Annotated in this window: 16 protein-coding genes; all 16 read right to left on the reverse strand. The window is 66.9% G+C overall.

Annotated features, from left to right (window positions below; genetic code table 11):
• Nucleotides 1-154 precede the first annotated feature (154 nt).
• The 16 genes from kdsA to FG99_RS16680 all read right to left on the reverse strand — a co-directional run bounded on the left by kdsA (nucleotide 155) and on the right by FG99_RS16680 (nucleotide 20,135).
• Nucleotides 155-1,000, reverse strand: coding sequence for a 3-deoxy-8-phosphooctulonate synthase (gene kdsA / locus FG99_RS16605; protein ID WP_043271168.1), 846 nt, complete (start codon nucleotides 998-1,000; stop codon nucleotides 155-157).
• Between the two features lie 2 nt (nucleotides 1,001-1,002).
• The gene (locus FG99_RS16610) at nucleotides 1,003-2,631 is read right to left on the reverse strand and encodes a CTP synthase (RefSeq protein ID WP_009616672.1); all 1,629 of its coding nucleotides are present in this window, start codon (nucleotides 2,629-2,631) and stop codon (nucleotides 1,003-1,005) included.
• A gap of 170 nt (nucleotides 2,632-2,801) precedes the next feature.
• Entirely contained in the window at nucleotides 2,802-4,115 is a 1,314-nt protein-coding gene (tilS, locus tag FG99_RS16615) for a tRNA lysidine(34) synthetase TilS (RefSeq protein WP_043271170.1), read from the reverse strand.
• A 106-nt stretch (nucleotides 4,116-4,221) separates the two neighbouring features.
• Nucleotides 4,222-5,172, reverse strand: a complete 951-nt coding sequence (gene accA, locus FG99_RS16620; protein WP_043271172.1) for an acetyl-CoA carboxylase carboxyl transferase subunit alpha — start codon at nucleotides 5,170-5,172, stop codon at nucleotides 4,222-4,224.
• Between the two features lie 116 nt (nucleotides 5,173-5,288).
• Entirely contained in the window at nucleotides 5,289-8,816 is a 3,528-nt protein-coding gene (gene dnaE, locus FG99_RS16625; protein ID WP_043271174.1) for a DNA polymerase III subunit alpha, read from the reverse strand.
• Between the two features lie 97 nt (nucleotides 8,817-8,913).
• Nucleotides 8,914-9,525: a ribonuclease HII gene (rnhB, locus tag FG99_RS16630; RefSeq protein ID WP_043271176.1), complete on the reverse strand. Its 612-nt coding sequence runs from the start codon at nucleotides 9,523-9,525 to the stop codon at nucleotides 8,914-8,916.
• Nucleotides 9,525-10,667 carry a lipid-A-disaccharide synthase gene (gene lpxB, locus FG99_RS16635; protein ID WP_043271178.1) on the reverse strand — a complete coding sequence of 381 codons (1,143 nt, stop codon included), beginning with the start codon at nucleotides 10,665-10,667 and terminating at the stop codon, nucleotides 9,525-9,527. Before lpxB ends, rnhB begins: the two co-directional genes overlap by 1 nt.
• Nucleotides 10,668-10,669: 2 nt before the next feature.
• On the reverse strand, nucleotides 10,670-11,446 hold the full coding sequence (lpxA, locus tag FG99_RS16640; RefSeq protein WP_043271180.1) for an acyl-ACP--UDP-N-acetylglucosamine O-acyltransferase: 777 nt from the start codon (nucleotides 11,444-11,446) through the stop codon (nucleotides 10,670-10,672).
• Nucleotides 11,443-11,883 carry a 3-hydroxyacyl-ACP dehydratase FabZ gene (gene fabZ / locus FG99_RS16645; RefSeq protein ID WP_009616653.1) on the reverse strand — a complete coding sequence of 147 codons (441 nt, stop codon included), beginning with the start codon at nucleotides 11,881-11,883 and terminating at the stop codon, nucleotides 11,443-11,445. The genes lpxA and fabZ overlap by 4 nt, the downstream gene beginning before the upstream one ends.
• A gap of 48 nt (nucleotides 11,884-11,931) precedes the next feature.
• On the reverse strand, nucleotides 11,932-12,993 hold the full coding sequence (lpxD, locus tag FG99_RS16650; protein WP_043271182.1) for a UDP-3-O-(3-hydroxymyristoyl)glucosamine N-acyltransferase: 1,062 nt from the start codon (nucleotides 12,991-12,993) through the stop codon (nucleotides 11,932-11,934).
• Nucleotides 12,993-13,496 carry an OmpH/Skp family outer membrane protein gene (locus FG99_RS16655; protein WP_009616651.1) on the reverse strand — a complete coding sequence of 168 codons (504 nt, stop codon included), beginning with the start codon at nucleotides 13,494-13,496 and terminating at the stop codon, nucleotides 12,993-12,995. The genes lpxD and FG99_RS16655 overlap by 1 nt, the downstream gene beginning before the upstream one ends.
• Before the next feature lie 48 nt (nucleotides 13,497-13,544).
• The gene (gene bamA / locus FG99_RS16660) at nucleotides 13,545-15,935 is read right to left on the reverse strand and encodes an outer membrane protein assembly factor BamA (protein WP_043271184.1); all 2,391 of its coding nucleotides are present in this window, start codon (nucleotides 15,933-15,935) and stop codon (nucleotides 13,545-13,547) included.
• 73 nt (nucleotides 15,936-16,008) lie between these two features.
• The gene (gene rseP, locus FG99_RS16665) at nucleotides 16,009-17,361 is read right to left on the reverse strand and encodes an RIP metalloprotease RseP (protein WP_043271186.1); all 1,353 of its coding nucleotides are present in this window, start codon (nucleotides 17,359-17,361) and stop codon (nucleotides 16,009-16,011) included.
• 22 nt (nucleotides 17,362-17,383) lie between these two features.
• Nucleotides 17,384-18,574: a 1-deoxy-D-xylulose-5-phosphate reductoisomerase gene (gene ispC, locus FG99_RS16670; RefSeq protein ID WP_043271188.1), complete on the reverse strand. Its 1,191-nt coding sequence runs from the start codon at nucleotides 18,572-18,574 to the stop codon at nucleotides 17,384-17,386.
• Nucleotides 18,571-19,386: a phosphatidate cytidylyltransferase gene (locus FG99_RS16675; RefSeq protein WP_043271190.1), complete on the reverse strand. Its 816-nt coding sequence runs from the start codon at nucleotides 19,384-19,386 to the stop codon at nucleotides 18,571-18,573. The genes ispC and FG99_RS16675 overlap by 4 nt, the downstream gene beginning before the upstream one ends.
• Nucleotides 19,380-20,135, reverse strand: a complete 756-nt coding sequence (locus tag FG99_RS16680; protein WP_043271192.1) for an isoprenyl transferase — start codon at nucleotides 20,133-20,135, stop codon at nucleotides 19,380-19,382. Before FG99_RS16680 ends, FG99_RS16675 begins: the two co-directional genes overlap by 7 nt.
• Between the last annotated feature and the right edge of the window lie 12 nt (nucleotides 20,136-20,147).

The following is a 20,147-nucleotide window of genomic DNA, read 5'->3' on the forward strand; positions in this document are numbered from 1 at the left end:
TGGTGAGACTTTAGAACCTGTTCAAGGTCTCGCCGAGCGCAGCTCAGGCAAGGCGGAAGCAAGCGAAAAAGCGCAGTTTACATAGAGTAAATGAGCATCTTTTCGATTGTTTCCAACGCAGCATGGGCAAGCGCAGGCAGACATTGTCAGGTTCTCAGGCGGTCTCGATGGTGGGGAAACTCTTCACCAGGTCGTCCAGCTGCTTGAGCTGGGACAGGAAAGGCTCGAGCTTGTTCAAGCGCAGGGCGCACGGGCCGTCGCACTTGGCGTGCTCGGGGTCCGGGTGGGCCTCGAGGAACAGGCCGGCCAGGCCCTGGCTCATGCCGGCCTTGGCCAGGTCGGTGACCTGGGCGCGGCGGCCGCCGGCGGAGTCGGCGCGGCCGCCCGGCATCTGCAGGGCGTGGGTCACGTCGAAGAACACCGGGTACTGGAACTGCTTCATGATGCCGAAGCCGAGCATGTCCACCACCAGGTTGTTGTAACCGAAGGAGGAGCCACGCTCGCAGAGGATCAGTTGGTCGTTACCGGCTTCCTCGCACTTGGTCAGGATGTGTTTCATCTCCTGGGGCGCGAGGAACTGGGCCTTCTTGATGTTGATCACCGCGCCGGTCCTGGCCATGGCCACCACCAGGTCGGTCTGCCGGGACAGGAACGCCGGCAGTTGGATGATGTCGCAGACCTCGGCCACCGGGGCGGCCTGGAAGGGCTCGTGGACGTCGGTGATGACCGGCACCTTGAAGGTCTTCTTGATCTCTTCGAAGATCTTCAGCCCCTCTTCCAGCCCCGGACCGCGGTACGAGTTGATGGACGAGCGGTTGGCCTTGTCGAAGCTGGCCTTGAACACGTAGGGGATGCCGAGCTTCTCGGTGACCCGCACGTATTCCTCGCAGACCTGCATGGCCAGGTCGCGCGACTCCAGCACGTTCATGCCGCCGAACAGCACGAAGGGCAGCTCGTTGCCGATCTGGATGTCGCCGACGCGGATGATCTTCTGGCTCATGTTCAGGCCTTCCCGGCTTGCTTCAGGGCGGCGTTGACGAAGCCGCTGAACAGCGGGTGGCCATCACGCGGAGTGGAGGTGAACTCCGGGTGGAACTGGCAGGCGACGAACCACGGATGGTCCGGGGACTCGACCACTTCCACCAGGGCGCCGTCGCCGGAGCGGCCGGAAATCTTCAGGCCGGCTTCCTGCAGTTGCGGCAGCAGGTTGTTGTTCACTTCGTAGCGGTGGCGGTGACGTTCGACGATCACGTCCTTGCCGTAGCAGTCGTGCACCAGGGTGCCGGCTTCGAGCTGGCATTCTTGGGCGCCCAGGCGCATGGTGCCGCCCAGGTCGGAGGCCTCGGTGCGCACTTCGGTGGCGCCGGTGGAGTCCTGCCATTCGGTGATCAGGCCGACCACCGGGTGGCCGCTGGACTTGTCGAATTCGGTGGAGTTGGCGTCCTTCCAGCCCAGCACGTTGCGGGCGTATTCGATGACCGCCACCTGCATGCCCAGGCAGATGCCCAGGTAGGGGACCTTGTTCTCGCGGGCGTACTGCACGGCGGTGATCTTGCCTTCCACGCCGCGCAGGCCGAAGCCGCCCGGGACCAGGATGGCGTCGGCGCCGTCGAGCAGGCCGGTGCCCTGCTGCTCGATGTCCTCGGAGTCGATGTAGCGCAGGTTGACCTTGGTGCGGCTCTGGATGCCGGCGTGGGTCATGGCCTCGATCAGCGACTTGTAGGCGTCGAGCAGTTCCATGTACTTGCCGACCATGGCGATGGTGACTTCACGCTCGGGGTTGAGCTTGGCGTCGACCACCCGGTCCCACTCGGACAGGTCGGCCGGGCCGCACTCCAGGCCGAAGCGCTCGACGACGATGTCGTCCAGGCCCTGGGCATGCAGCACCGACGGAATGCGGTAGATGGTGTCGACGTCTTCCAGGGAGATGACCGCGCGCTCTTCGACGTTGGTGAACAGGGCGATCTTGCGGCGCGAGGAGACGTCCACCGGGTGGTCGGAGCGGCAGACCAGCACGTCCGGCTGCAGGCCGATGGAGCGCAGCTCCTTGACCGAGTGCTGGGTCGGCTTGGTCTTGGTCTCGCCGGCGGTGGCGATGTACGGGACCAGTGTCAGGTGCATCAGCATGGCGCGGCGCGAGCCGATTTCCACGCGCAGCTGGCGGATCGCCTCGAGGAACGGCTGCGACTCGATGTCGCCGACGGTGCCGCCGACTTCCACCAGGGCCACGTCGGCATCGCCGGCGCCCTTGATGATGCGCCGCTTGATCTCGTCGGTGATGTGCGGGATCACCTGCACGGTGGCGCCCAGGTAGTCGCCGCGGCGCTCCTTGCGCAGCACGTCCATGTAGACGCGGCCGGTGGTGAAGTTGTTGTTCTGGGTCATGGTGGTGCGCACGAAGCGCTCGTAATGGCCCAGGTCGAGGTCGGTCTCGGCGCCATCGTGGGTGACGAACACCTCACCGTGCTGGAACGGGCTCATGGTGCCCGGATCGACGTTGATGTAGGGGTCCAGCTTGAGCATCGTGATCTTCAAGCCACGCGCTTCCAGAATGGCAGCCAAGGAAGCCGAGGCGATGCCTTTCCCCAATGAAGAAACAACACCACCCGTGACGAAGATGTAGCGCGTCATGAAAAGCCCTGAATGTCAGCGTTTAGGCGGCTGGGCCGCCGGGGAAGCGAATGAATGGGCCGCGGCCCAAACCGCGGCGCATGCCGCGCTCAATAGCGAACTCCCGCCGATTCCGTGGGAATCGACGGGAGCGGTACAAGACGGGAGCGTAGTCTACCGGAAAGGCCCTTTCAGCTCAAACCCGGGTCATTCGTCGGGGCTGTCCAGCGCAGGCGCCAGCCCGTCTCGCCGGCCTGGCGCAGCGCCGGCAGGTTGGCCACGCCGAGCAGTTGCCCGCCGCGCCAGAGCAGCGGCAGCCGCGGCCGGACGAAGGCCGGCACGGCGCTTTCGTTGAGCAGCCGCTTGAGGTCGCGGTGGCCGCGTTGGGCCAGTTCCAGCTGCTCGCCGCCGCGCCGGCAGGTCACCCGCAGCGGCCCGACGGGCGGTGCACCTTCCAGGTGCAGAAGGCCATTGCCGGGCAGCGCCAGGGGCTGCGACGGGTCGTCCCAGGGCAGCTCGCACGCCGGCGCCTGCAGCCAGGCGCCCGACAGCCACCAGAGCCGCCCGCCGCTGCGCTGCAGCTCGCCGCCGCCCAGGCGCCAGACCGGCGCGGCATCCCCGGCGGCATCGCGCAGGGCCTGCCAGCCGGCCCAGTGGGCGCTGTCCGGCATCGGCGTGAAGGGCGCCAGCCAGTGGCGCAGGGCGTTGCGCTGGCGGCTTTCGCCAAGCGCCAGCAGCGGCGCGAGGGCCAGCGAAGGTACATGCAGCCAGTCGAAGTCGTTGCCGGGCAGCGCCGCCGCCAGGTCCTGCTGCGCCAGTTCGGCCAGCAGCGCCTCGGCCTCGGCCAGGTGCGCGGCGCTGCGGGCGATGTTATCCACAGCCCGCGGCCAGCGCTCGGCGAGCAGCGGCAGCACGCGCTGGCGCAGGTAGTTGCGGGCGAAGGCGGTATCGGTGTTGGACGGGTCTTCGATCCAGCGCAGGCCATGCTCGCGAGCGTAGGCTTCGAGTTCGGCGCGGGAGACGTCCAGCAAGGGCCGCAGCAGCATGCCTCGCCCCAGCGGCCGGGCTGCGGGAATGCCGGCCAGGCCACGCACACCGGCGCCGCGCAGCAGGCGGAACAGCAGGGTCTCGGCCTGGTCGTCGCGGTGCTGGGCGGCCAGCAGGCAGTCGCCCGTTTTCAGGTGTTTCGCAAAAGCCTCGTAGCGTGCACGACGCGCGGCCTGCTCCAGGCTCGCGCCCGTCGGTACCGTTACCCGTTCGACCAGCAGAGGAACGCCCAGCTCGCGGCAGAACGCCTCGCAGTGCGCCGGCCAGGCGTCGGCCGCGGCCTGCAGGCCGTGGTGGACATGGATGGCGGACAGAGGCGGCAGGGATTCAGTCTTGGTCAGTTGTACCAGCAGGTGCAACAGCACGGAGGAATCCAACCCACCGGAGAAGCCTACCCGCCACGCCGGGGCCTGGCGCCAGGGGGCCAGGGCGGAGAGCAGGCGGGATGGTAGGGGCATAGAGGGGACAGGGGGCTGGAAGCTGGAAGCTGGAAGCCGAAGAGCGTGAGGGAGGCGGGCTTTTCGCTCTTGCCTTCAGCTTCCAGCTTCCAGCTTCCAGCCGCCCTCAAGCGATCCCGTAGCTCATCAGCCGCTCGTAGCGGCGCGCCAGCAGCTCCTGGGTGCTCAGGCCCTTGAGCATGCCCAGCTGCGACTTGAGCGCGTTGCGGATGCTTTCCGCTGCAGCGGCCGGGTCGCGGTGGGCGCTGCCCAGCGGTTCGGGGATCACGGTGTCGACGATGCCCAGGTCCTTCAGGCGCGCCGCGGTGATGCCCATGGCTTCGGCGGCTTCCGGGGCCTTTTCGGCGGTGCGCCAGAGGATCGAGGCGCAGCCTTCCGGGGAGATCACCGCGTAGGTGGAGTACTGCAGCATGTTCAGGTTGTCGCAGACGCCGATGGCCAGGGCGCCGCCGGAGCCGCCCTCGCCGATGACGGTGGCGATGATCGGCGTCTTCAGGCGCGCCATCACGCGCAGGTTCCAGGCGATGGCCTCGCTCTGGCCGCGCTCTTCGGCGTCGATGCCCGGGTAGGCGCCGGGAGTGTCGATGAAGGTCAGGATCGGCATCTTGAAGCGTTCGGCCATTTCCATCAGGCGGCAGGCCTTGCGGTAGCCTTCCGGACGCGGCATGCCGAAGTTGCGGCGCACCTTCTCGCGCACTTCGCGGCCCTTCTGGTGGCCGATGACCATCACCGGCTGCTCGTCCAGGCGGGCGACGCCGCCGACGATGGCGGCGTCGTCGGCGAAGTGGCGGTCGCCGTGCAGTTCTTCGAACTCGGTGAAGATGTGCTCGATGTAGTCCAGGGTGTAGGGCCGGCGCGGGTGGCGCGCGAGCTGGGCGATCTGCCAGCTGCTCAGGTTGCCGAAGATGTTCTCGGTCAGCGCGCGGCTCTTGTCTTCCAGGCGGGCGATTTCATCGCTGATGTTGATGGAGTTGTCGTTGCCGACCAGACGCAGCTCTTCGATCTTGGCTTGCATGTCGGCGATCGGCTGTTCGAAATCGAGGAAGTTCGGGTTCATGGGCTATCCGTCGTGCTGAATGGCGGCAGGGCCTGGTCCGTATGGCGCCCTACCTTACGGTATCGGGCGCCCAGGGTCGAGACTGGCGGGCGGGCGGCGTTCGGCCACCGGCCACGCTAGCGGTAGTTGAGGAAGACGTTGTCGCGTCCGAACTGGTCACGCAATGCCTGAATCAGCGCATCGGCCGGGTCGATGCGCCAGTCTTCGCCGAACTGCAGCAGGGCGCGGGCGTCGCTGGAACTGTAGTCGACGGTGACCGGGCAGTTGCCGCGGTGGCGGCCGCACAGCTCGGCCAGCCAGCGCAGGCGGTCGCCCTTGAGCGCATCCGCGGCGACCTTCAGCCGCAGGCTCTCGGCCAGCGCGGTGCGCGCCTCCTCCAGGCCCATCACGCGCTTGGCGCGCAGGCGCAGGCCGCCGGAGAAGTCGTCCTGGCTGACCTCGCCCTCGATCACCACCATGGCGTCGGTCTGCAGCAGGCCCTGGTTGGCGGCGAAGGCCTCGGCGAACAGCGAGGCCTCGATGCGCCCGGAGCGGTCGTCGAGGGTGACGAAGCCCATCTTGTCACCGCGCTTGTTCTTCATCACCCGCAGGTTGACGATCAGCCCGGCGACGGTCTGGGTGTCGCGCGCCGGCTTCAGTTCGACGATGCGCTGGCGGGCGAAGCGGCGCACCTCGCCTTCGTATTCGTCGATCGGGTGGCCGGTGAGGTACAGGCCAAGGGTATCCTTCTCGCCTTTCAGGCGTTCCTTGAGGGTCAGTTCCTTGGCCTTGCGGTGGTTGGCGTAAACGTCGGCCTCCGGCTCGGCGAACAGCCCGCCGAACAGGTCCATGTGGCCGCTGTCATGGCTGCGCGAGGTCTGCTCGGCGGCCTTGATGGCTTCCTCCATGGACGCCAGCAGCACCGCGCGGTTGCGGTCGATATCGGCCAGGTAGGCCTTGGGCTCTTCGTGGAAATACGGGCCCAGACGGTCCAGCGCGCCGGCGCGGATCAGCGCATCGAGGGTGCGCTTGTTGATGCGCTTGAGGTCGATGCGGTCGCAGAAATCGAACAGGTCCTTGAACGGCCCGCCCTCGGCGCGGCATTCGGTGATGGCTTCCACCGGGCCTTCGCCGACACCCTTGATCGCGCCCAGGCCGTAGACGATCTGGTTGTCGTCGTCGACGGTGAAACGGAACTCGGAGTTGTTCACGTCCGGGGCGACGATGCGCAGCTTCATGTGCCGGCATTCTTCGATCAGCGTCACCACCTTGTCGGTGTTCTGCATATCCGCGGTGAGTACCGCGGCCATGAAGGGCGCGGCCCAGTGCGTCTTCAGCCAGGCGGTCTGGTAGGAGACCAGGCCGTAGGCGGCCGAGTGCGACTTGTTGAAGCCGTAGCCGGCGAACTTTTCCACCAGGTCGAAGATGTTGCCCGCCAGGTCCTTGTCGATGCCGTTGTTGGCGCAGCCTTCGATGAAGCCGCCGCGCTGCTTGGCCATCTCCTCGGGCTTCTTCTTGCCCATGGCGCGGCGCAGCATGTCCGCGCCGCCGAGGGTGTAGCCGGCCATCACCTGGGCGATCTGCATCACCTGTTCCTGGTACAGGATGATGCCGTAGGTGGGCTTGAGCACCGGCTCCAGGCCCGCATACTGGTAGTCCGGGTGCGGGTAGGAGATTTCCTCGCGGCCGTGCTTACGGTTGATGAAGTCGTCCACCATGCCCGACTGCAGCGGGCCGGGGCGGAACAGCGCCACCAGTGCGATGAGGTCTTCCAGGCAGTCCGGCTTGAGCTTCTTGATCAGCTCCTTCATGCCGCGCGATTCCAGCTGGAACACCGCGGTGGTCTCGGCCTTCTGCAACAGGTCGTAGGTCTTCTTGTCGTCCAGCGGGATGCGGTCGATGTCGACCAGGTTCTCGTCGCCGGCCTTGCGCTGGATGCGATGGATGATCTCCATCGCCCACTTGATGATGGTCAGGGTGCGCAGGCCGAGGAAGTCGAACTTCACCAGGCCGGCGGCTTCCACGTCGTCCTTGTCGAACTGGGTCACCAGGCCGCCGCCCTCTTCGTCGCAGGCGATGGGCGAGAAGTCGGTGAGCTTGGTCGGCGCGATCACCACGCCGCCGGCGTGCTTGCCGGTGCCGCGGGTGACGCCTTCCAGCTTCAGGGCCATGTCCCAGATTTCCTGGGCTTCCTCGTCGGACTTAAGGAAGTCGCGGAGCATTTCCTCCTGCTCGAAGGCCTTGTCCAGGGTCATGCCGACTTCGAAGGGGATCATCTTCGACAGCTTGTCGGCCAGGCCGTAGGACTTGCCCTGCACCCGCGCCACGTCGCGCACCACCGCCTTGGCGGCCATGGAGCCGAAGGTGATGATCTGGCTCACCGCGTTGCGCCCGTAGGCGTCGGCCACGTAGTCGATCACCCGGTCGCGGCCTTCCATGCAGAAGTCCACGTCGAAGTCGGGCATGGAGATACGTTCGGGGTTGAGGAAGCGTTCGAACAGCAGGTCGTAGGCCAGCGGGTCGAGGTCGGTGATCTTCAGCACGTAGGCAACCAGGCTGCCTGCGCCCGAGCCCCGGCCGGGGCCCACCGGCACGCCGTTGTTCTTGGCCCACTTGATGAAGTCCATCACGATCAGGAAGTAGCCGGGGAAGCCCATCTGGATGATGGTGCCCAACTCGAACTCCAGGCGATCGACGTAGACCTGGCGCTTTTCCTCGTAGTTCGGCGTGTCCTTGGGCAGCAGCACCGCCAGGCGCTCCTCCAGCCCTTCGTAGGAGACATGGCGCAGGTAGTCGTTGATGTCCATGCCTTCGATGGGAATCGGGAAGTTGGGCAGGAAGTACTTGCCCAGCTGCACTTCGATGTTGCAGCGCTTGGCGATCTCGACGGTGTTTTCCAGGGCCTCGGGCAGGTCGCTGAACAGCTCGGCCATTTCCGCCGGCGATTTCAGGTACTGCTGGTCGGAGTAGTTGCGCGAGCGGCGCGGGTCGTCCAGGGCGCGGCCTTCGCCGATGCACACGCGGGTCTCGTGGGCCTCGAAGTCTTCCTGCTTGATGAAGCGCACGTCGTTGGTGGCCACCAGCGGCGCGCCGCTGCGCTCGGCCAGCGCCACGGCGGCGTGCAGGTGTTCCTCGTCGTTGACCCGCGCGGTGCGCTGCACTTCCAGGTAGAAACGGTCGGGGAAGACTTCCATCCACTCGGCCAGCAGCGAGTCGGCCAGGGCGTCCTCGCCGTCGAGCAGGGCATGGCCGATCTCCCCTTCCTTGGCCGCGGACAGCGCGATCAGGCCTTCGGCGGCCTCTTTCACCCAGTCGCGCTCGATGATGATCTCGCCGTTGCGCTGGCCTTCCTGCCAGCCGCGGGAGATCAGCTCGGTGAGGTTGCGGTAGCCCTTGGCGTTCATCACCAGCAGGCTCAGGCGGCTGAGCGGGCCGTCCTCGTCGCGGCTGGCCAGCCAGATGTCGGCGCCGCAGATCGGCTTGATGCCGGCGCCCATGGCGGTCTTGTAGAACTTCACCAGCGAGCACATGTTGCTCTGGTCGGTGATCGCCACCGCCGGCATGCCGGCGCCGGCCACTGCCTTGCACAACGGTTTGACCCTGACCAGGCCGTCGACCAGGGAGTACTCGGAGTGCAGACGCAGGTGGACGAAGGAGGCGGTCATGGTGGTCCTATGCAACGCGGAAACGATAAGCGGCCGATTGTACCGGCCCGCTCCGCAAAGCTACAGGCTTCAGATCGCCACTGCCGCCCTGCGGCGCTCAGAGGATGCCGGACGGGCTTTCCAGCAGCGCGCGCACCGGGGCGAAGGAGCGTCGGTGGATGGGCGTCGGGCCCAGGCGCTTGAGGGCTTCCAGGTGCACCGGGGTCGGGTAGCCCTTGTGCCCGCCGATGCCGTAGCCCGGGTAGAGGGCTTCCATTTCCTGCATCTCGCGGTCGCGGGAGACCTTGGCCAGGATGGAGGCGGCGGCGATGGCCGGCACCTTGGCATCGCCCTGCACCACCGGGGCCGCCGGCACCCTGAGTTTCGGGCAGCGGTTGCCGTCGATCAGCGCCAGTTTCGGGGTGACGCTCAGGCCCTCCACCGCGCGCTGCATGGCCAGCATGGTGGCGTGGAGGATGTTCAGCCGGTCGATCTCCTCGACCTCGGCGCGGGCGATGAACCAGGCCAGGGCCTTCTCGCGGATCTCGTCGAACAGCGCCTCGCGGCGCGCCTCGCTGAGCTTCTTCGAGTCGTTCAGGCCGATGATCGGCCGCGCCGGGTCGAGGATCACCGCGGCGGTGACCACCGGGCCGCAGAGCGGGCCGCGGCCCACCTCGTCGACCCCGGCCACCAGTTCCTCGACCAGGTCGAAATCCAGGCCCATCTGCATCAGCGTTTCTCCACCAGGGCGAGCACCGCTTCGGCGGCCTGCGCGGACGCATCCTGGCGCAGGGCGCGGTGGATGGCGTCGAAGGATTCGGTCTGCGCGCTGCCGTCGTCCAGCAGCGGCAACAGGTGTTGCGCCAGGGCCTCGGGGGTCGCCGCGTCCTGGATCAGCTCGGGGGCCAGCAGGCGCCCGGCGAGCAGGTTCGGCAGCGAGATGTAGGGGCTCTTCACCAGGCGCTTGAGGATGGCATAGGTCAGCGGCGCGACCTTGTAGGCGACCACCATCGGCCGCTTGTACAGCAGCGCCTCCAGGGTCGCGGTGCCGGAGGCGATCAGCACCGCGTCGCAGGCGGCCAGGGCCTCGTGGGACTGGCCGTCGAGCAGTTGCAGCGGCAACTGGCGGCCCTGCAGCATCTGCTCCAGCTGTGCGCGCCGCTCGGGGCTGGCGCAGGGCAGCACGAAGCGCAGGCCCGGGCGCTGCTGCAGCAGGCGTTCGGCGGTATCCAGGAACAGCGCGCCGAGCTTGCCCACCTCGCCGCCGCGGCTGCCCGGCAGCAGCGCCACCACCTGGGCGTCGGCCGGCAGGCCGAGCTGCGCGCGCGCGGCGGCGCGGTCGGCTTCCAGGGGGATGGTGTTGGCCAGCGGATGGCCGACGAAGCGCACCGGCACGCCGTGCTCTTCGTAGAACTTCGCCTCGAAGGGGAACAGCGCCAGCATCAGGTCGCAGGCCTGCTTGATCTTCAGCACGCGCTTCTGCCGCCAGGCCCAGACCGAGGGGCTGACGTAGTGCACGGTGCGGATGCCGGCGCGGCGCAGTTGCAGCTCCAGCCCGAGGTTGAAGTCCGGCGCGTCGATGCCGATGAAGACGTCGGGGCGCGCGAGTATCAGGTTGCGGATCAGCTCCTTGCGCCGGCGCAGCAGCTCGCGCAGGCGGCCGAGGACCTCGACCAGGCCCATGACCGCCAGGCGCTCCATGGGGAATTCCGAGACCAGGCCCTGGGCCTGCATGCGCGCACCGCCCACGCCGATGAACTCGACCTCGGGGTGGCGTTCGCGCAGGGCCTGCATCAGGCCGGCGCCAAGGATGTCCCCCGAGGCCTCGCCCGCCACCAGGGCGACGCGCAGCTTGCCGGTGCCCGCAGCCATGGTCAGCGGGTGATGCCGCGGGTGGCGCTCTGGATGGAGTCGCAGAACACCGCGACTTCCGGGAACTGCGCGGCGGATTCGGCCAGCTCGGCGAGCGCCTCTTCCACTGTCAGGCCCTGGCGGTACACCACCTTGTAGGCCCGGCGCAGGGCGTGGATGGCCTCGGCGCTGAAGCCGCGGCGGCGCATGCCCTCGAAGTTCATGCTGCGCGCCTCGGCGGGGTTGCCGAAGACGGTCACGTAGGCCGGCACGTCCTTGCCGATGGCGGTGCCCATGCCGGAGAAGCTGTGGGCGCCGATGCGGCAGAACTGGTGCACCAGGGTGTAGCCGGAGAGGATCGCCCAGTCGTCCACGTGCACGTGGCCGGCCAGGGCGGTGTTGTTGACCAGGATGCAGTGGTTGCCGATCACGCTGTCATGGCCGACGTGAACGTAGGCCATGAACAGGTTGTGGTCGCCGATGGTGGTTTCCGAGCGGTCCTGGACGGTGCCGCGGTGGATGGTCACACCCTCGCGGATCACGTTGTGGTCGCCGATCACCAGGCGAGTCGGCTCGCCCTTGTACTTCAGGTCGGGAGTGTCCTCGCCGACGCTGGAGAACTGGAAAATCCGGTTGTGTCTGCCGATCTTCGTGGGGCCCTTGAGCACCACGTGCGGACCGATCACCGTACCTTCGCCGATTTCCACATCCGGCCCGACGATGGACCAGGGGCCCACCTCTACGTCGTCGGCCAGCTTTGCCCGCGGATCGATGATGGCGCGAGGATCGATCAAACTCATAGTTTGCGTTCCGCACAGATGATTTCGGCCGAGCACACCGGCTTGTCATCGACGGTGGCGTGGCAGTCGAACTTCCAGATGCCGCGCTTCACGCTGATGAACTGGGCATGCAAGTTCAGCTGGTCGCCCGGCAGCACCGGCTGGCGGAAGCGCAGCTTGTCGGAGCCGACGAAGTAGTACAGGGTGCCGTCGGCCGGCTTCACGTCGAGCATCTTGAAGCCGAGGATGCCGGCCGCCTGGGCCATGGCCTCGATGATCAGCACGCCGGGCATGATCGGGTGCTGCGGGAAGTGGCCATTGAAGAACGGCTCGTTGATGCTGACATTCTTGTAGGCGCGAATGCGCTTGCCTTCGATGTCCAGCTCTACCACCCGGTCCACCAGCAGGAAGGGGTAGCGATGAGGCAGGTATTCGCGAATCTCGTTGATGTCCATCATGTTCAGGGGAGCCTGTTCAGAAAAGGGAAACGCCAAAAAATGCGTGACTCACGCATCAGATGGAGTGTCTCCGCTCGGGGTCACGGCGGCCAGGCGCTTTTCCAGCTGTTGCAGACGACGGGCCATGTCGTCCAACTGGCGAATACGGGCAGCGCTCTTCTTCCATTCAGCGGCGGGCTGCATGGCCGTGCCGGATGAGTAGGCGCCCGGCTCGGTGATCGAGCGGGTGACCATGGTCATGCCGGTGACGAAGACGTTGTCGCAGATCTCGATGTGCCCGACCAGGCCGACGCCGCCGGCGAGCATGCAATGCCTGCCGATCTTGGCGCTGCCGGAAATCCCGCAGCAGCCGGCCATGGCGGTGTGATCGCCGATCTGCACGTTGTGCGCGATCATGATCTGGTTGTCCAGCTTGACGCCGTTGCCAACCAGGGTATCGGACAGCGCACCACGGTCGATGGTGGTGTTGGCGCCGATCTCGACGTCGTCGCCAATGGTGACGCCGCCGATCTGCGCGATCTTCTGCCAGGCGCCCTGCTGCTTGGCGAAGCCGAAGCCTTCGCCGCCGAGCACCGCGCCGGACTGGATCACCACGCGCTTGCCGATGCGCACGTCGTGGTAGAGGGTCACGCGCGGGGCCAGCCAGCCGCCCTCGCCGATCACGCTGCGCGCACCGACGAAGCAGTGGGCGCCGAGCGTGACGCCGGCGCCGATCTGCGCGCCGGCCTCGATCACCACGTAGGGGCCGATGCTGGCCGTGGGATCGACGCTGGCGCTGGCATCGACCACCGCGGTGGGATGGATGCCGGCAGGCGCCCTGGGCTTGGGATCGAACTGGTGCGACAGCCCGGCGTAGGCCAGGTAGGGGTCGGGCACCACCAGCGCGTTGCCGGTGAAGCCTTCGGCGTCGGCGGCGGTGAGCAGCACCGCGCCGGCCCGGCTGTCGGCCAGGAACTTGCGGTACTGCGGGTTGGCCAGGAAGCTCAGTTGCTCCGGGCCGGCATCCTGCAGGGTAGCCAGGCCGTGGATGACCACGGCCGGGTCGCCACGCAGCTCCGCCTGGAGCTGAGCGGCCAGTTCGGCGAGGGTATGGGACCGCGGGCTCATCATCAGCGCAGCTGGTTCATCCGCTCGATGACCTGGCGGGTGATGTCGTACTGGGGTTTGACGTCGACCACCGCGCCGCGCTCGACCACCAGGTCGTAGCCGCCCTTCTTGATGGTTTCCTCGACGGCCTGGTCCAGCTTCGGCTTGAGCTTCTTGAGCATTTCGCGGTCGGCGGAGGCCTTGGCTTCGTTCAGCTCCTTGGACTGGAACTGGAAGTCGCGGGCCTTCTGCTTGAAGTCGTCCTCGGCCTTGTCGCGCTCGGACTTGGACAGCTTGCTGCCGCCATTGACCAGCTTGTCCTGCAGGGCCTTGGCGTCGCTTTCCAGGGCGCGCAGCTTGCTCAGCTGCGGGCCGAATTTCTTCTCGGCATCGACGGCGTACTGCTTGGCCGCATCGGACTCGAGGAGCGCCATCTGGTAGTTGAGCACCGCGATCTTCATGTCGGCGAACGCGGGGCTCGCCATCAGGGCGGCGGTGATCAGGACGAACTGGGTCAACTTACGCACATTGCACTCCTGCACAAAGCTAGGTTGTCTATACAACAAGATGGCGAATCAGAAGGTCTGCCCCAGGGAGAACTGGAAGATCTGGGTTTCCGCGTTGTCCGGCTTCTTGATCGGGGTACCGAGGCTGAAGCTCAGCGGGCCGAGCGCGGTGATCCAGGTCAGACCGACACCCACGGACATGGCCATGTCGTTCAGCTTGATACCGTCGCAACCCTGGGTGGTGGACAGCGGGCAGTCGGAATCGAACACGTTGCCCACGTCCCAGAACAGTACGGTACGCAGCTGGCTCTGGTCCTTGACGAAGGGCAGCGGGAACAGCAGTTCGGCGCCGCCGGTGATCATCACGTTACCACCGAAGGCCTGCGGGTCCTGGTCCGGGTCGGTGTAGCGGCCCTTGCCGTCGGGCCCGGATACCACGGCGCCAGTGGCCGGGTCAACGACACGGCTCGGCGTACTGCGCGGGCCGAGGGAGCTGTCCTTGAAGCCGCGCACCGAGTTGAAGCCGCCGGCGTAGTAGTTCTCGTAGAACGGCAGGCGCTCGGTGGAGCCGTAGCCGTCGCCGTAGCCCAGCTCGGTGTGGAAGCGCATGGTGTAGGTGTCGGACAGCGGCGCGAAGATCTGGCCGCGATAGTCCAGCTTGTAGAACGACAGGTCGCTGCCGGGGATGGTCGATTCCAGCACCAGGCTTTGCGAGTGGCCGCGGGTGGCCAGCACGCCCTTGTTCAGGGTGGACTCGGACCAGCCGATGGAGGCCTTGAAGTTGGTGAAGTTGTCGCCTTCCTTCTCGAGGAAGTCGAAGATCTCGTCGACGGTGTAGGCGCCGGTGTCGATGGTGTCGCGCTGCACGGTCAGGCCGTAGGTCAGGCGCGAGGTCTCGCTGATCGGGTAGCCGATGCTGACGCCGGCGCCGAGGCTGTTCACCGAGTAGTCGGAGACGTCGACGTCGAGCTTGTCGTAGTCGGTCTTGCGGTAGAAGGCGTTGTAGCCCAGGCTCACGCCGTCGACGGTCCAGTAGGGGTCGACGAAGCCGAAGTTGTAGCGGGTCTGGTAGTCGGACTTGGTCAGGCCGATGCTGACCTTGTTGCCGGTACCCAGGAAGTTGTTCTGGCTGATCGAGCCGCCGAGGATCAGGCCGGCATCCTGGGCGAAGCCGATGCTGGCGGTGATGGAGCCGGAGGGCTGCTCTTCCACGCTGTAGTTGACGTCCACCTGGTCGTCGGTGCCCGGAACGGCCGGGGTCTCGACGTTGACCGTCTTGAAGTAGCCCAGGCGCTCCAGGCGCTGCTTGGACTGGTCGATCAGGTAGGTGGAAGCCCAGCCGCCTTCCATCTGGCGCATCTCGCGGCGCAGCACCTGGTCTTCGGTCTTGGTGTTGCCGCGGAAGTTGATGCGGTTGACGTAGGCGCGCTTGCCCGGGTCGACCACGTAGGTGATGGACACGGTCTTGTCGTCGTCATGGGCTTCCGGCACGCCGTTGACGTTGGCGAAGGTGTAGCCCTCGTTGCCCAGGCGGCGGGTGATCAGGTCGGAGGTGGAGGTCATCACCTTGCGCGAGAACACCTGGCCCGGCTCGACCAGCATCAGCTTCTTGATTTCCTCTTCCGGCACCTTGAGGTCGCCGGTCAGCTTCACGTCGCGGACCTTGTACTTCTCGCCCTCGTTGATGTTGACGGTGATGTAGACGTGCTTCTTGTCCGGCGTGATGGAAACCTGGGTGGAAGCGATGTCCATGTGGATGTAGCCGCGGTCCAGGTAGTAGGAGCGCAGACGTTCCAGGTCGCCGGAGAGCTTCTCGCGGGAATACTTGTCGTCGTTCTTGAAGAAGGACAGCCAGTTGGTTTCCTTCAGCTCGAACAGGCCGGTCAGGTCCTCGTCGGAGAACACGGTGTTGCCGACCACGTTGACGTGGGCGATAGCTGCGACCGTGCCTTCGTTGACGGTGATCTTCAGCGCCACGCGGTTGCGCGGCTGCGGAGTGACCTGGGTCTCGATGTTGGCCGAGTAGCGGCCCTGGGCCACGTACTGGCGCTGCAGCTCGTTGCGCACGCCTTCGAGGGTGGCGCGCTGGAAGATTTCGCCTTCGGCCAGGCCGGACTGCTTGAGGCCCTTCATCAGGTCTTCGGTGCTGATGGCCTTGTTGCCTTCGATCTCGATGCTGGAGATGGACGGGCGCTCGACCACGTCGATGACCAGTACGTTGCCATCGCGGCCGAGGTGGATATCCTGGAAGAAGCCGGTCTTGAACAGCGAGCGGGTCGCCTCGACCAGACGGCGGTCATCGATCTGGTCGCCGACGTTCAGCGGCAGGGCGGCGAACACGCTACCCGCGGATACGCGCTGCAGGCCGTTGACGCGGATGTCGGAAACTGTGAAGGACTCTGCGTGAACCTGGGCGATCATCAACGCGGAAAGAGCCGCGGGTAACAGAAAGCGTTTCATGGAGTCCTTTTTTTTCCAACTGACAAATAAAGAATCTGCCGCGTGAGGCGGCAGATCCGAAACCCAATGGCAGCTACAGTCGACTCAGATCGTTGACCAGGGCCAGCAACATGACCCCAACGACCAGGCTGATGCCGATCTGCATCCCCCAAGCCTGGACCCGCTCTGACAATGGGCGGCCACGCACCCACTCGACCAGGTAGAACAACAGATGCCCGCCATCGAGGACGGGTATCGGCAACAGGTTGAGAACCCCCAAACTTATGCTCAGATAGGCGAGGAAATGCAGAAAATCCCCTACGCCGGACTGGGCCGAAGCGCCCGCCACTTTAGCAATGGTTATCGGCCCGCTCAAGTTTTTTACCGAGAGCTGGCCCAGCACCATTTTCTTTAGAGAATCCAGGGTTAGCAGACTCATCGACCAGGTTCGGGAGAGCGCTTCGCCCACCGCGGCGACCGGACCGAAGCTGACTTCGCGGAGCATTTCCGCCGGCCACTGGCCACCGGCCACACCGGCCCCCAGGTAACCGGCACGGGCCTTGCCCTCGCCTTTCGCCGCCAGTTTCAGGGTCAGCTCGCGCTCCTGGCCGTCGCGCAGCAGGGCGATGCTCACCGACTGCTCCGGACGGGCGCGTACCTTGTCGACCACCTGCTGCCAGTCGTCCACCGCCTGGCCGTCCACCCGCAGCAGCCGGTCGCCGATGGCCAGGCCCGCGGCCTTGCCGGGGCCCTGCGGGTCCAGCTCGGCGATAACCGGCGGCATGGCCGGGCGCCACGGCTGGATGCCCAGGCCGCCGATGGGATCGGGGTTGTCCGCGCTCTTCAGCCAGGCCTTGATCGGCAACTGGTGCAGGCTCTGCGCCGAGGAGCCCGGCTCGCGCACGCTGACGCTCAGCTCGCCGGTCTCGCCCAGGCGCCGCACCAGGCGCAGGTTGACCGCCGCCCAGCCGTCCACCGGCTCGCCATCCACCGCCAGCACTTCCTGGCCGGCGGCCAGGCCGCCCAGCGCCGCCGGGCTGTCGGGCACGATGGAGCCGATGACCGGGCGCACCTGCTGGGTGCCCAGCATGGCGAGGATCCAGAAGAACAGGATGGCCAGCAGGAAGTTGGCCACAGGGCCCGCCGCGACTATGGCGATGCGCTGGAATACCGTCTTGCGGTTGAAGGCCTGGTCGAGCTGGTCGAGGGGCACCTCGCCCTCGCGCTCGTCGAGCATCTTCACGTAGCCGCCCAGGGGAATGGCGGCCACCACGAATTCGGTGCCGTGGCGGTCGTGCCAGCGCACCAGGGGCGTGCCGAAGCCCACCGAGAAGCGCAGCACCCTGACCCCACAGCGGCGCGCCACCCAGAAGTGACCGAACTCGTGGAATGTCACCAGGACGCCAAGGGCGATGATCAGCCCGACGACCATGTAAAGTGCGCTCATCTCTACCTCCAGGGCTCAGGGCCTAGCGACCACGCCCATGCAACCAGGCCTGCGCGGCCTCGCGCGCACGGCGGTCGGCCTCCAGCACCACGTCGAGGCTTTCGACCGGCGTGGCGGCCTCGCGGTTCAGCACCTCGTCGATGATAACCGCGATCTCGGTGAAACGGATGCGCCGTTCGAGGAATGCGGCCACCGCCACCTCGTTGGCGGCATTGAGCATCGCCGGCGCGCTGCCGCCCGCCTCGGCCGCCTGGCGCGCCAGGCGCAGGCAGGGGAAGCGCTGCTCGTCGGGGGCCTGGAAGTCCAGGCGGGCGATGCCGAACAGGTCCAGCGGCGATACCCCGGAGTCGATGCGCTCGGGCCAGGCCAGGGCGTGGGCGATGGGTGTGCGCATGTCGGGGTTGCCCAGCTGGGCGAGCACCGAGCCATCCACGTAGTCGACCAGGGAATGGATCACGCTCTGCGGGTGGATCACCACCTCCACCTTCGACGGCGGGGCATCGAACAGCCAGCAGGCCTCGATCAGCTCCAGGCCCTTGTTCATCATGCTGGCCGAGTCGACGGAAATCTTCCGTCCCATGGACCAGTTGGGGTGGGCACAGGCCTGCTCCGGGGAAACTTCCGACAGTTGATCCAGCGGCGTCTCGCGGAACGGGCCGCCGGAGGCGGTCAGCAGGATGCGTCGCACGCCGACCTGGCCCAGGCCCCGGGCGTAGTCGCCAGGCATGCACTGGAAGATGGCATTGTGCTCGCTGTCGATCGGCAGCAGCACCGCGCCATGGGCCTGCACTTCGTGCATGAACAGGGCGCCGGACATCACCAGCGCCTCCTTGTTGGCCAGCAGCACGCGCTTGCCGGCCTGCACCGCCGCCAGGGTCGGCTTGAGGCCGGCGGCACCGACGATGGCGGCCATGACCACGTCCACTTCGGGATGGCCGGCGACCTCGCACAACCCCGGCTCGCCCACCAGTACGCGAGTGGCCAGGCCTTCGGCCTGCAGGGCGCCCCGCAGATGGCGGGCCTGCTCGTCGCTGGCGACCACCGCGAAACGCGGCCGATGAACCAGGCACAGGGCCTCCAGCTCGGCGAGACGGGAATGCCCGGTGATGGCGAAGACGCTGTAGCGCTGCGGATGCCGCGCGAGGACGTCCAGGGTGCTCAGGCCGATGGAGCCGGTGGCCCCCAGCACGCAGACCTGCTGCGGCGCGCTCATGGCGTGCCCCAGCCGGTGGCCCAGAGCAGCACGGTGAAGACCGGGATGGCCGCGGTCAGGCTGTCGATGCGGTCGAGGACGCCGCCATGGCCCGGCAGCAGGTTGCTGCTGTCCTTCAGGCCCGACTCGCGCTTGAACATGCTCTCGGTCAGGTCGCCGACCACCGACAGCGCCACCACCACGGCTGCGCAGGGCAGCGCCAGCAGCAGTTCGCGCACCGACCAGTCACGGTAGATGGCCACCGCGAAGGTGATCGCCAGGCTCAGCGCCAGGCCGCCGTAGAAGCCTTCCCAGCTCTTGCCGGGGCTGACCCGCGGCGCCAGCTTGCGCTTGCCGAAGGCCTTGCCGGAGAAATAGGCGCCGATGTCGGCGGCCCAGACCAGCACCATGACCGCGACTATCAGCCAGTTGGCCAGCGGCCACTGCTTGAGCACCACCAACCCCTGCCAGGCCGGCAGCAGGATCAGCAGGCCGATCAGCAAGCGGCGCCAGCGGCCGCCCCAGCTGGAGGCGCTGTCCGGGTAGGTGAGCACCATCACGGTCGCCAGCAGCCACCAGAGCACCGCCAGCAACAGCACGGCCCCGGCCAGCTGCGGCAGCCAGTACAGCAGCAGCATCAGCAGCGCGACCACACCGGCATAGCCGACGCGGGCCGGCTGCTCGTTGTAGCCGGCCAGGCGCGCCCATTCCCAGGCGCCGAGGGTCACCACCAGGCCGATGAACAGCGCGAAGGCGAGGCCATCGAGGAGGAAGAAACCACCCAGCGCTATGGGCAGCAGCACCAGCGCCGTGATGATCCGTTGTTTCAGCATGACGGGGGGGCCTCGGCCTGCACCTGCTCGCTGGTCTTGCCGAAGCGACGCTGGCGGGTGGCATAGTCGGCCAGCGCTTCGCGCATCGCCGCGCTCTTGAAGTCCGGCCAGTAGAGATCGGAGAAGTACAGCTCGGCGTAGGCCAGCTGCCACAACAGGAAGTTGCTGATGCGGTGCTCGCCGCCGGTGCGGATGCACAGGTCCGGCAACGGCTGGTCGCCGGTGGTCAGGCAACCCTGGATCAGCTCGGGGGTGATGTCGTCCGGCGCCAGGTGCCCGGCCTGCACTTCGCGGGCCAGGCGCTGGGCGGCCTGGGTGATGTCCCACTGGCCGCCGTAGTTGGCCGCCACCTGCAGCAGCAGCCCCTTGTTGCCGGCGGTGAGGTTCTCCGCTTCGCGCATGGCGGCCTGCAGCTCCGCCTGGAAGCGGCTGCGATCACCGATGATGCGCAGGCGGATGCCGTTCTCGTCGAGCTTGCGCACCTCGCGGCGCAGGGCCATGAGGAACAGCTCCATGAGCGCACCGACCTCGTCGACCGGGCGCTGCCAGTTCTCGCTGGAGAAGGCGAACAGCGTCAGGACCTCGACACCGGCCTCGGCGCAGGTCTTGACCACCGCACGCACCGCGCTGACGCCGGCCTTGTGCCCGGCAACGCCGGGCAGCAGGCGCTTCTTCGCCCAGCGGTTGTTGCCGTCCATGATGATGGCCACGTGACGTGGCACCGCGGCCACCTGCTTGGTCTTGTCCATGACTGCAACCTG

It is taken from the genome of Pseudomonas sp. AAC (assembly GCF_000725445.1).
GTDB lineage: Bacteria > Pseudomonadota > Gammaproteobacteria > Pseudomonadales > Pseudomonadaceae > Pseudomonas > Pseudomonas citronellolis.